The following is a 12,682-nucleotide window of genomic DNA, read 5'->3' as shown; positions in this document are numbered from 1 at the left end:
TAGCCCCGAACGACCTGTGTATAAGAGCATATTTTTACCTCCATGACCCCGGACGAGGGGTCAGACCTAGATAAGGTTGTCCAACCCCTCAGCCGGGGTCCTCCCCTATAGACACACCTATGAATGCCCTACGGCAAGGCTTTCCTAATGCGTAAGCCCTGATCACTCACCCCACTTGATTCGGAAATAGGTGAGGAGCGCTTTATACTGGTCTTGTGCTGTAAGGCAAGTGTCAATTAGGTAACCAGGGGTCTGCTCCCAATGCTGCAAACCACGGTAGTAGTACATCTTCAGTTCATCAGTAATGATAAACGGAACAATCCCATGGGCCAGACACTCCTTGAACATAATCAGTCGCCCTACCCTACCATTGCCATCTTGGAAGGGATGGATCGTTTCAAACTGATAGTGAAAGTCTAGAATCTCTTCAATCGTCACCTCCCTTTTTTCATTATAACCCTTGAGCAGAGCTTGAATGGCGGATGCTACCTCCTCTGGAGCGATGGTCTCCTTACCCCCCACTTCATTCGGCAATCGTTTATAATCACCCACAGCAAACCACGACTTATCGGCATCCGAAGTGCCCATCTTCAGCAAGGTGTGCAATCTCTTTATCAGCCGCTCAGATAGGGGCTCCTCCGCATGCTCAATGATAAAGTCAATACAACGGAAGTGGTTAGTCGTCTCAATAATATCATCCACCATAACCGCTTCGTCCGATACACCTATCGTATTGGTTTCAAAGATATAGCGTGTCTGCTCCTTTGTCAGGCGACTTCCCTCTATATGATTTGAATTGTAGGTCAAATCAATTTGCGTACGGTGATAAATGCCCCCCTTCAGTCCACACTCCTTCTGCTCTCTCAAAGCATTCAAAAGAGGCGAACAAAGCGCCCTCTTCCGTTGGGGCAATGGAGCGTCGGCTGGAATACTCCATGCCTTTCCAATCAACTGAGCCCCAGCTATCTTGCCTTGCATACAATAATTCCTTACGGTACGCTCAGATAGACCGTAAGCAGCAGCATATTCCTTCACAGAGATAAATTCCATATTCATCAATATCAACGTGATAATCCTACGCAAATATATTCATTTCCTGCCGATATCGGCAAGATGCCCATTGATAATTACAATAAAACTAGACGCAATCAATTGATTTATCCTCGCCTGATAGGTAATCTTAATAGCACCTTATTCGGAAAGTCACGTGCAATGAATACCTTTGTTTAGAGAAGAATTAGTATATTTGGGTATTAATAGAAAAACTACTAACAAAATGAGAAAATTAAGTGACATGAAGAAGACCATTACACTGCTGCCTGTAGCACTGATAGGGCTTGCTCTATCATTTACTTCCTGCAACAACGAAAGCAGGAGCGAACTCAATGGCGGAGAGACGACACTTGAACTGAGCTCATCCATCGCGCAGAACCGTGTGACCACTCAGAGCGACCAAAAGACCAACCACTGGGATGGCGAAGAGGAGATCGGAGTATTCTCCACCTCTCTAACTGCCTCTAATGTACTCTACAAAGCTACAAAGGCTGGAGCTAGCACCGACTTTACTACTCAGGATCCTATCTCCATCCCTTATGGCACAGAGGAGCACGATATCAAGGCTTACTACCCTTATGATGCCACTGCAACTACCACAGTAGAGTTCGATCTCACCAAGCAAAATAGCCAGCCACTACTCTATGCTACTGGCACCGTTACTAACGCCAATCCTAAGCTCAACCTCAACTTTGGACATAAGCTAGGTAAGCTACGCATCAAGGTGGTGACCACCAATTCCCTCAATCCTTCCGAGCCCGTCTCAAAGGTTACGGTGAATGAGGTGCTCACCAAGGGGTCACTCAATATTGAGAGTGGCGACTTTACAGTAGACAACACCGCCAAAGGCAATCTCGATCTCAAGACACAAGGAGAGGAGTATTATACCTACCTAATGCCAGGTGAGAGCATCAAGGGAAAGGTGATTGCCATTGAGCATGGTGGCAAGGTCTACAAGGCAACCTTGGTTAATGACAAAACAGTAGAGGCAGGAAAGTACTACCGCTACACCATCAGCCTATCCAATGGCTCAGCTAAGATTGAGGATGGATCAGGCACCATTAACGATGAGGATGAGGGAGATACTGGAGAGGTGCCTGGAGCACCCGAAGAGGGAACAACCCCACCTACACTTGTAACTGCAAAACTCACCAGCACCAATAGCGAGTACGCTAGTGGCACACTTTCGGCTCCAGCAGAGGGCGGAAGCTACACCTTTACCCTAGCTGGTCTAGAGGCAGGCACTCAGGTATCTGCTAAGGCCGACCCTGTTGCCGCTTGGGTCTCCTTCAGTGGCGACGTGACTCTTCGTGCTGCTGCCGACCAAACTTTCACCATAAAAGTAGAGGCAAATGAGACCACCGAGAAGCGTGAGACCACCATCACCCTCACCGCTGAGGGGATGAACGACCTCACCTTTGCAGTGCAACAAGCCGCAAAGCAAGAGACGCCTCAACCAGACCCAGAGCAACCAAAGCTTCTATTCCCAGGTGGTGACTTTGAGGATTGGACAGCTTTCACAAGCAACCTAAATCGCTACGGCCTAAAGAATTACGCTACTCAAGCTGATGGTGGTCGTTCTGGCAAGGCAATGCTTATTAATGGTACCCCTAAAGGTAACGACTATGTATTTACCACTGTACCTCAAGCTGAAGGACCTACATCTGGCAATACCATTACCTTCTACATCAAAGGAACAAGTGGCAAATCGCTCTCCCTTAATGTATATATCTCTGATGGAAGTTATAAGGTATTTAATCTAGGAACAGTTAATGACACATCAGATGTTAACTTAGAGGTTGTTGCTAATAATCAATATTCTGGAGCTATTGACACCAAAGGCGAATGGGTAAAGGTAACTCTAAACATATCAGGTTTAGAGCTTTCTACCACAGATAATTTCTTCGCTCTCAAGGTAGGTAAGGAGGCAGTCTATGACCTTATGATTGATGACTTCACGATTGAGTAATTGACAATCTATATTTTTCACGGCTGCCTGTGTGGGATATCGCAGGCAGGCGTTTTAAGAGAACGTAAATGGAATTAAACAACAATTAGAGTCTATTTGATGTCAAGAAACAAGACAATCTTACTGTTATTAGCTATTACAGCGGTACTTATCTTTAGCTGTTGTAGCTGCGACGACAAGAAGGGGGAAAAAGAACTCCCCAAAGAATACACTGTCCTAGAAATACAAAGCCGCATCAACTCTCTAAGGGCTACCGAGACCTCATGGGAGAGGGGCGATAAAATTGGTCTCTACGCTGTAGTGAGTGGCAAAGGCTTGAGTAGCACCTCTATTTTCCAGAAGGCTAGCAACCTACCCTACACCACTCCTGATGGTGATGGGCACTTCCTTCCCGCCGAGGGAGGGGAGATACGGCTGATGCCTGGGGAGCGAATTGACCTCATTAGCTACTACCCTTACCAACCGGTTGGTGCGGATCATAAGTTGCGAATCAATGTACGAGATCAGAGCGACCTCTCTAAGCTTGATCTACTCTACAGCGACAATGCACGTGGGCTCAATAACCTGCACCCTAAAGCCAACCTGCAATTTTTCCATGCTTTGAGTCAGCTACAGATCTCTATCATGGGCGATGGGGCTACCGACCTCAATGCACTTCAGATTAGCGTGGGTGATATCAACGTAGAGGGTATTTTTGATCTTACTACAGGTCAACTCTCCAACCTCGGAAGCACCACTAGCAAGATAACGATACACAAGTCCAAGAGTGTAGCTAAAGGGGCAACACATCAAGCCATTCTGCTACCAGGGCAAGAGCTGAAAGGCCTTACCTACACCTTTGAAGTGGCAGGTAAAAGCTACACTTACACGGAAATGGAGTCGAAGAAGCTACAGCCAGGTATTCGTGTGCGACGCAACTTCAAGCTCACCGACACAGGAGTGGAGCTCATTGATGCCACTATTGAGATTATCGGGGAAGGCGAAGGAGGCACTCAACCACAGCCCAATCCTCAGCCGGATCCAGAGCAACCTGGAGAAGACCCTAAGCCCGAACCCCCTACGCCTCCAGCTGAAGGGTATGGTAATCAGGCCTACTATATGGAGCAGGTACTGATCCAAAATGGCTATATGGAGGATCGTGTCATCCACCAAGAGGATACTCCCGACAGCTTCTTTGCAGGGGGAACGACTCCTGGTGGTAAGCGACGCAACTATACTATTTATTTTAGCAAAAATAATTACCAGCCCTATATGGTAGCCTATCCGATGTACAGAGACTGTATTGGGGAATGGAGTAGAAAGAAGTGGGGTGGCGACCCTTGGGACTTCGGCCCTGGTGTAGAACAAAAGTATCAGATGCAACTAATCAGAAGGAGCTTTCAGCCACGTGAGTACAATATGAGCCGAGGCCACATGCTGGCAAGTAATCAGCGTACCGCTTCCAAAGAGCTCAATCGCACCACCTTCTACTTCACCAACGTAGTGCCACAAGAGCAAAGTCAGAATGCAGGTATCTGGGCAACGCTCGAGAATAAAGAGAATGCTTTTGCTAAGAATGCCCGTAAGACCGATACCCTCTATGTGGTTTGTGGCCCTACACTTGCTCCTAACGCTGAAATGGTACGTGACGATGTCAATAAGAAGTGCCCAATCCCCACTCACACGTGGAAGGTGCTACTAAAGAAGAAAAAGGGTCAGTGGGTCTCCATTGGTGTCAAGATGCCAAATGTAAGACCCGCTAGTGGTAGCAAGTGGGACGACTATACTTGCACCGTGGCCGAGCTCGAGAAGGAGCTAGGGGTGAAATTCTTCCCCTCCCTCCCCGAGAACGAAGCAACAGCGATTAAGAGTCAGAATAACTCTAAAGACTGGTAAATAATAATAATCACACAATAATTATATCAATATGATGAAGACAACGACTAAATTAGGAAGCTTACTCCTAGCGAGTACCCTACTATTCTCTAGCTGTCAACGCAGCGGAGGATGTGGCTGTGAAGTGGATGACCCTTATGCAAAAGGTAAGGGCGACCTTAGGGTAAGCTCCAACATTGTGCAACCCGGCACACGTGTAGCTGGAGAAACCTGGGAAGTATCTGATGCCATCGGTATCTTTGCACTGAACGAAGGACAAGCACTAGGAGCTAATAACTACGCCACAAATGCTAAGTACACTACCGCTTCAGCAGGTGAAAAGGTGGTCTTTACCTCGGCTATGGAGGGGATCAACCTACCTAGCACTGGCAATCTAGACCTAGTCGCCTACTACCCATATAAGGAGGGAGTGACTACCGAGCTGGCTTTTGACACCTCTGATCAGAGCAAACCTGCCCTTATCGACCTCCTTTACTCCAATAACCAAAAGGGAATCAACAAGCAAAATGGCAATGCTAACTTGGTATTTAACCACATGCTCACTTTGATTGAATTCAATATCACTACCGATGGGCTGGCGATCAATAATGGCACCATTGCTCTGAAGGATGTATTGGTGGATGGTAAGATGGCACTTGCTGATGGGGCCATCACTACTGGCACCAAGACCGCTACTCCAAGTGTAGCTATCAAGGCAGCAGGCACTAATAAGTACAAAGGGATGATGATCCTACCTCCACAGTCCTTGACTGGCAAGGAGGTAACCTTTAATATCAATGGTAAGCCACACACCGCTAACCTAAAGCTAACAGCCACTGAGAGCGGTTACAAGTACACCGTTGAGGTGACCTACAATAGAGGTCAGCTAGTAATAGTGGAGGGTGCTACCATCAATCCTTGGAAGAAAGGGTCGGACAATGGTGAGGTCATCGTTATCGGTGGCGAGGAGACTCCTACTCCACAACCAGAGCCAGAGCCAGAACCACAGCCACAGCCAACTGAGGGCAAGTTGCTTTTCCCTGGCGCCAACTTTGATGACTTTGATGCCTTCAAAGCCAGCCTAAATAATTTTGGACTACAAGCTTACGCCAACCAAGTTGACGGCGGTAAGAGTGGCAAGGCACTACATATCAAAGGTACGCCTGCAAAGAATGACTACGTCTTTACCACCACTAAGAATGCCTCTGGTATGACCTCTGCGACTAAGATCACCTTTTACATCAAGGGAACAGCAGGTAAGTCACTATCAATGAATATCTACTCTGCCCCAAGAGAGTATAAGCCATTTAACTTGGGCGAGGTAGCAAGTACAGAAGACATTATGCTAGCACCCGCAGCTTCCAACCAATATACTGGAGCTATTGACACCAAAGGGGAATGGGTAAAGGTAACCCTTAATATTGCTGGGTTGCAACTATCCACCTCAGACAATTTCTTTGCTCTCAAGGTAGGCAAGGAGGTAGACTACGATCTAATGATTGACGACTTTACGATTGAGTAAGTACTCATTAAGTGAGATGGAAATGGGGTCGCCACTGTTGCGGTCCTCTTTCCATCTCATTTTCTAATAGAATCAGATTATTAACTAATGACTCAAAGACATGCAAAGAATTACTAGGCTTATTGCCTTGGCAAGTCTCCTACTGTCTATAGCTTTCTGCCCTCTTCTCGCTCAGGAGAAGACCTCGCTTCGAGGGGTCGTTCGCGACGGAGGTAGCAACAATGGCATAGGTGGCGTGCTAGTAACCCTCCAGAGTAGTAATCAGCAGACTACAACCGAGAGTGATGGTAGTTTCGCCTTTTACAATATTAAGGCTGGCGAAGAGACCCTACTCTTCAGCTCTCCTCTGCACACTACTGTGGAGCTAAATATCACCATCACCCCCAACCGACTCAATGAGGTGGGACCGATTGTGATGATACAAAATAAAATCAATGACAATGCCCAGTTTGCGGGGATTGTAGATAATATTGACCTCGACCAGATTGACGATGAAGGGGCGGGGCAGTCGGCCAATACGATGGTCATCTTTACCAACGATGTCTATCTCCAGAAGGCTGGCTTCCAATTCTCACAATTCCGTCACCGCAATCGTGGTTACGACAATACCTACGAGCAGAGGTATATCAATGGCATCAACTTCAATGAAGGGGTAAGAGGCGTCTTCAACTACTCCTCCATCGGTGCCCTTAATGATATGACCCGCAATGGTAATCGCATCAATTATATGGGGGCCTCTCCTTTCTCCTTTGGAGATATTGGTGGCTCGGAGAATATCAATATGCGCCCAGCCAATTACACTCGTGGCGGAAAGGCAACCCTCTCGGGCACTAATCGTAACTACTACGCTCGTGCGATCCTCAGCTACAATACTGGTTTGATGGATAATGGCTGGGCACTCTCTGCCGCTATCGGTGGCCGTTATGCTCACGAAGGGGCCATTGAAGGTGTTTTCTACAAGAACATATCCTATATGCTAGGTGCAGAGAAGGTATGGGATAGGGGCAAGCATCGCCTCAGCGTCATCACCTTTGGTTCGCCAGTAGAGCGTGGTCAGCAAGGCTCCTCAGTAGAGGAGGCTCTGAAGCTGGTCTGCAACAATACCTACAATCCAAACTGGGGCTGGCAGAATGGCAAAAAGCGTAACGCCCGTGTGGTGAAGAGCTGGGATCCAACCCTGATCATCTCTCACATCTGGAAGCCCAATTACGAGACCACCCTTACCACTGGCATCGGTGCACACTACAATAGATACGGTAGGTCGTCGCTCAATTGGTACAACGGTGCCGACCCACGCCCTGATTACTACCGCTACCTCCCTAGCTACTTCGAGGGAGCCCCCGAGGTGCAGGAGTATTATGCCCACCAATGGCGTACTCTAGAGATTTCTCAGATCAATTGGGATCGCCTTTATATGGCAAACCACCTCAATAATATGACCGGTGACGGTTCCGCCATCTATATGGTAGAGGAGCGTCGGAGCGACCTTGCAGAGATTGCCTTCAATACCACACTCAATACACAGTTATCCAAGGAGATTGCACTGAGTGCGGGACTTGAATTTAAGTACTCTCAGTCCAAGCAATTCAAGACAGTCGATGACCTGCTAGGGGCTAAATACCTATTGGATAACGATAAGTATGCCGAGCGCGACTTTGCCGGTAATGATCAGGTGGTTCAAAACGACCTTAATAAGCCTGGCCGTAGAGTATGGGAAGGGGATGTCTTTGGTTACGACTACCGCTACCATATCTACAATGCAGCACTTTGGGCTCAAAATGAGCATAAGTACTACAAGTGGGATATCTACTATGGTGCCAAGCTAGCACTTAATACCATCCAGCGTGAAGGTATGATGCGCAACGGACGCTACCCCGACAATTCTTACGGCAAAGGTAAGCTCCATGCGTTTATCAACTTTGATGCTAAGGTCGGTGCCGTCTATAAGTTCAACGGTCGCCACTTCCTCACCCTCAATGCTCAGTACCTCAATCGTCCACAGCTAGAGCGACAGATGTATGTCTCTCCAGATATTTCGGATATTGTGGCACCAACACTCAAGAGCAAGCAGATTGGAAGTGTAGATATCAATTATATCTTCTCCACTCCTAAGATGAAAGGACGTCTATCGGCCTTTTACACTGGCTTCTGGGATGATATGAAGAAGGTAGCCTACTATGATGATACACAGCGCACCTTTGTCCTCCACACCCTTTATGGAGTGGATAAGGTACATAGAGGTGTAGAGGTGGGTGTTGAGTATAAGCCTACCAGTTCGCTCACTTTTGAGCTGATCGGTACTGCCGCTCAATACTACTACAGCAACGACCCAATGGGCGTGATGAATAGTACCAATGGTAAGATTATGAATAAAGAAGAGAAGGTCTACATGAAGAACCTCTACCTCGGTGGCGTACCTCAAGTACTGGGTACCTTTGGGGTCGGTTACTTCTGGAATTATTGGTTCTTCAACCTCAATGTCAATGGCTTTGGCTACAACCACATTGATGCAGCACCTATCCGCCGACTCGCCTCTAATTATACCACTGTCACACCTCCTGGTACTGCCGGCCACAATGCCAAGCAGTATGAGGCTTTCAAGCAGTATACCACGCAAGAGCGCTTCAAGGGCGGTGTCACATTGGATCTTAGTGTCGGTAAGATTCTTTACCTAAAGAATAGAGACCGCATCAACTTCAACTTCTCCATCACCAACCTACTCAATAATAAGGAGATTCGCACTGGTGGATTTGAGCAAGGACGTATCAACCTAGATCACCCTGAGCGCTTTACCAATAAGCACTACTACATGCAGGGGATCAACTTCTTCCTCAATGCTAGTTACAATTGGTAATATTAATAGACGATACAATATATGAAACTAAATAGACAATTAATTATAGCACTCGTAGCCCTCATCGGGCTCACCTTCGCTTCTTGTGAGCGGGAATACGATGCCCCACTCCTCACTGAGCCGACTGTGGAGATCGGGGATGAAGGCATCATCACCATTGCTAAGTACAAGGAGATGTTTACCTCAGTACCTGAAGAGGGTAAGATCATTGAGGAGGACTTCGCCATCCGTGCCGTGGTAGTGGGCAACGATATTTCGGGCAATATCTACAAGCAAATCTATGTGGAGGATGCCACAGGTGGGCTCTCCATTGGTATTGACCAAAATAACATCGCCAATGATTACCCTGTAGGGCAGGAGGTAGTGATCAAGCTACAAGGCCTTGCAGCAACTAGTTACGGAGGCGTCATTCAGTTGGGAATGAACAACAACAATCCCAAGAATACCCGTATCCCCTACGAGATTGCCAAGAAGCATCTCCTAAAGAACCAATGGCCAGATGCCAAAAAGGCAATGCCTAAGGTAACCACTATGGGCTCTATCACCGATGCCATGATTGGTACGCTGATACAGCTAGAGGGCGTTTACTTCGAAAAGGGTGGCGAGCTCAACTATGCCGATCAAGAGATGAATGCCGTTAATCGTATTCTAAGGGATAAGAGTGGCAAGAGTCTCTATGTACGCAATAGCAAGTATGCTACTTTTGCCAATGACAAGCTTCCAAAGGGCAATGGTACCGTGGTAGCTATCCTCTCAAAGTTTGGTAGCGACTACCAGCTATTCCTTCGCTCGGCCGACGATTGCTTCGGCTTTAGTGGCAAGGAGCCTGAGACCACTGGTGGCACCGACACCCCTACCCCCGACCAACCATCAACAGGGGCAGTGATCTACAGCGAGGAGTTTAGTAGCGACCTAGGCAAGATGACCCCTATTAGCGTTGCAGGAGCACAGACTTGGAGAGTCAACACTGCTTACAAGAATGCCAATATGTCTGGCTTTGCCGATGGCAAGAGTAATGCCAATGAGGATTGGCTCGTCTCTCCTGCCTTTGACCTCACTGCAGCTAAAAGCTTCGCTATCAATTTTGAGCACACCATCAATAAGGGTAATGTGGCTAATATGAAGAGCGAGCAGACCCTTTGGGCCTCTGATAATTACAGCGGTGACGTGAAGAGTGCTACTTGGACTCAAGTGACTATCACCACCTACCCAACAGGTACGGATTGGAACTACGTGAAGAGTGGCAATATCAACCTACCTGCTTCACTGCTTGGTAAGGCCAACGTGGTATTTGCCTTCAAGTATCTTGCTACCGATGCCAGCTCAGCCAATTGGCAAATACGTGCACTCAAGGTGACTAGCGATGGAGGTAAGCTCACTGCTGGTGGCACCACCCCTACTCCACAACCACAACCAGAGCCCAACCCAAACCCCAATCCAGAGCAACCTGCAACTGGTAAGCTCCTATTCCCTGGTGCCGACTTTGAGGATTGGAGCTTAATGGAAAAGGGCAAGAGCCTATTATTCCCCCTAGGAAAGATTGTTGAGCAATCTCCAAATGGACGTAATGGAAAAGCCCTTCACATCAATGGTACCCCTGCAGGGAATGACTACATGATTACAGCGGCAGGTGCAGGCGAAAAGAGTGGTTCAACCATTACACTATACATCAATGGAAAGGCAGGAAAGTCACTATCTTTTATGGTCTATAAAGAGGATGGTAGTCTTGCAGTATTTAACCTTGATGAATTTGGAACAAAAGGACATGTTATTAGCCCAGCTGATGGCGAGATTATCCTTAAACCAACCGAGAAAACCTTTAATGACAAACCTGCTAACTCCTATGCTAATGGCTCAATAGACACTCAAGGTAAATGGCTAAAAATCACCCTAGATATCTCTAGCTTCAGTAAGTTAGCTAAGGAAAAGAACTTATTTTCAATAAAGGTAGGAAAAGCAGTGGCTTACGACCTACTCATTGATGATATCACTATTCAGTAATAGTTCGCTATGAAGTATACTCAGCATAATTGGTATGCCCTACTGGCGTTGCTAGTGGCTTTTGCTTTGGGGAGCTGTGGTTCCTCAAAGCAAGCCACCGGCACCAACGCGGGCAAACAGTACAATACTTATGCCGTTGCCTTTTATAATATGGAGAACCTCTTCGATGCCGAAGACGACCCCAATAACAAAGGTGATGACGACTACCTTCCCACAGGACCCTACGCATGGACACAAGTGCAATACGAGAAGAAACTAGATAATCTCGCACGGGTGATCAGTCTCTTAGGTCAAGAGCACACCCCCTACGGGCCAGCTTTTATCGGTACCGCAGAGATTGAGAATCGTCGAGTACTTGAGGACCTCACACAGCGTGACGCCATCAAAGCGATGGGGCTAAAGGTGATCCACGAAGATGGCCCAGACCGTCGTGGTATTGATGTGGCAGCGCTCTACAATCCCAATATCTTTAAGCTCGAAGGGTACAAGTACTACCCCTTCAAGTGGGATGAGCGTCCCGACTTCGTCACTCGCGACCAGCTACATGTCTATGGTACTATCGCAGGCGAACGTATTCATTTCATCGTACTTCACTGGCCATCTCGCTACGGCGGCCACAAGAGCAACCCTCTTCGTGAAGCAGCAGCTCGTACCACCCTCGCAATAGTTGAGGAGATACAAGCCTCCGAACCAGATGCTAAGGTGGTGATTATGGGCGACCTCAATGACGACCCCACCAACACCAGTGTGACAGAGGTACTCAATGCCAAGACCCACCGCAGCGAAGTGGCACCAAAGGGGATCTACAATCCTAGTGCCTCGCTCTTTGCTAAGGGCATCGGCACACTTGTCTACCAAAATAAGTGGAACTTCTTTGACCAGATGATGGTGACCCACGGACTGATCTCCAGCGAGAGCAACCTACGACTTTGGAAGATGGAGGTATTCGACCGCAACTTCCTCATCACCCAGGAGGGCAAACGCAAAGGATACCCTCACCGTACCTTCGAAAACAATTCATTCATCGATGGCTACAGTGACCACTTCCCCGTCCTCATCTACCTCCTTCAGGAGCGTCACTAAATAAGAGACTGTTGCACGAAGGCGACCTGCGACGTTGCATTCGGAATTCGGGTTAGGTCACGTACGTGAGTACGCTCCCTTCGCCCTCATCCTCAGCGCCTTGCATCTCATCCTTCGTACAAGGTCTCAGCACATTTTGAAGCAAATGTGCGAGAATGGCACTTCGTGCAACATTCTCATTAAATATACATACGATAAGAGGGTGCACCAACTATTGATGCACCCTCTTATTATATCCAAACAAGAAAGGTTACACATTAGAAAATCTTGTAAGTGGTATCTATCGGAGCAACTATAGTTAAGGACCTCGGAAGAGGTCCGTGTTAAATAGGCACAGGTCGGAGGG

Annotated in this window: 7 protein-coding genes; 6 read left to right on the top strand and 1 reads right to left on the bottom strand. The window is 47.6% G+C overall.

What is annotated here, in order from left to right; all coding sequences use genetic code 11:
• Positions 1-162: 162 nt before the first annotated feature.
• Positions 163-1,050 (bottom strand): Fic family protein, encoded by an 888-nt coding sequence (locus tag HMPREF3027_RS06530; RefSeq protein ID WP_070707740.1) that lies wholly within the window; start codon positions 1,048-1,050, stop codon positions 163-165.
• A gap of 226 nt (positions 1,051-1,276) precedes the next feature.
• Here HMPREF3027_RS06530 and HMPREF3027_RS06525 point away from each other — a divergent pair, with 226 nt between their 5' ends.
• The 6 genes from HMPREF3027_RS06525 to HMPREF3027_RS06500 all read left to right on the top strand — a co-directional run bounded on the left by HMPREF3027_RS06525 (position 1,277) and on the right by HMPREF3027_RS06500 (position 12,336).
• Positions 1,277-3,022 carry a fimbrillin family protein gene (locus HMPREF3027_RS06525; RefSeq protein ID WP_083317540.1) on the top strand — a complete coding sequence of 582 codons (1,746 nt, stop codon included), beginning with the start codon at positions 1,277-1,279 and terminating at the stop codon, positions 3,020-3,022.
• A 99-nt stretch (positions 3,023-3,121) separates the two neighbouring features.
• On the top strand, positions 3,122-4,897 hold the full coding sequence (locus HMPREF3027_RS06520; protein ID WP_070707714.1) for a fimbrillin family protein: 1,776 nt from the start codon (positions 3,122-3,124) through the stop codon (positions 4,895-4,897).
• Positions 4,898-4,928: 31 nt separating this feature from the next.
• On the top strand, positions 4,929-6,398 hold the full coding sequence (locus HMPREF3027_RS06515; protein WP_070707713.1) for a fimbrillin family protein: 1,470 nt from the start codon (positions 4,929-4,931) through the stop codon (positions 6,396-6,398).
• A gap of 100 nt (positions 6,399-6,498) precedes the next feature.
• Complete coding sequence (locus HMPREF3027_RS06510) at positions 6,499-9,252, top strand: carboxypeptidase-like regulatory domain-containing protein (RefSeq protein ID WP_083317539.1); 2,754 nt, start codon at positions 6,499-6,501, stop codon at positions 9,250-9,252.
• A 21-nt stretch (positions 9,253-9,273) separates the two neighbouring features.
• Complete coding sequence (locus tag HMPREF3027_RS06505) at positions 9,274-11,253, top strand: DUF5689 domain-containing protein (RefSeq protein ID WP_070707712.1); 1,980 nt, start codon at positions 9,274-9,276, stop codon at positions 11,251-11,253.
• 9 nt (positions 11,254-11,262) lie between these two features.
• Positions 11,263-12,336: an endonuclease/exonuclease/phosphatase family protein gene (locus HMPREF3027_RS06500; protein ID WP_083317538.1), complete on the top strand. Its 1,074-nt coding sequence runs from the start codon at positions 11,263-11,265 to the stop codon at positions 12,334-12,336.
• The last annotated feature ends 346 nt before the right edge of the window (positions 12,337-12,682 follow it).

It is taken from the genome of Porphyromonas sp. HMSC077F02, from assembly GCF_001815465.1.
Taxonomy (GTDB): Bacteria; Bacteroidota; Bacteroidia; order Bacteroidales; family Porphyromonadaceae; genus Porphyromonas_A; species Porphyromonas_A somerae.
This window is presented reverse-complemented; position numbering and strand designations above follow the sequence as displayed.

What these genes read in the sequence shown, in the direction of transcription:
- HMPREF3027_RS06530 (WP_070707740.1), bottom strand. Translation starts at nt 1,050, where the DNA reads ATGGAATTTATCTCTGTGAAGGAATATGCTGCTGCTTACGGTCTATCT.
- HMPREF3027_RS06525 (WP_083317540.1), top strand. Translation starts at nt 1,277, where the DNA reads ATGAGAAAATTAAGTGACATGAAGAAGACCATTACACTGCTGCCTGTA.
- HMPREF3027_RS06520 (WP_070707714.1), top strand. Translation starts at nt 3,122, where the DNA reads ATGTCAAGAAACAAGACAATCTTACTGTTATTAGCTATTACAGCGGTA.
- HMPREF3027_RS06515 (WP_070707713.1), top strand. Translation starts at nt 4,929, where the DNA reads ATGATGAAGACAACGACTAAATTAGGAAGCTTACTCCTAGCGAGTACC.
- HMPREF3027_RS06510 (WP_083317539.1), top strand. Translation starts at nt 6,499, where the DNA reads ATGCAAAGAATTACTAGGCTTATTGCCTTGGCAAGTCTCCTACTGTCT.
- HMPREF3027_RS06505 (WP_070707712.1), top strand. Translation starts at nt 9,274, where the DNA reads ATGAAACTAAATAGACAATTAATTATAGCACTCGTAGCCCTCATCGGG.
- HMPREF3027_RS06500 (WP_083317538.1), top strand. Translation starts at nt 11,263, where the DNA reads ATGAAGTATACTCAGCATAATTGGTATGCCCTACTGGCGTTGCTAGTG.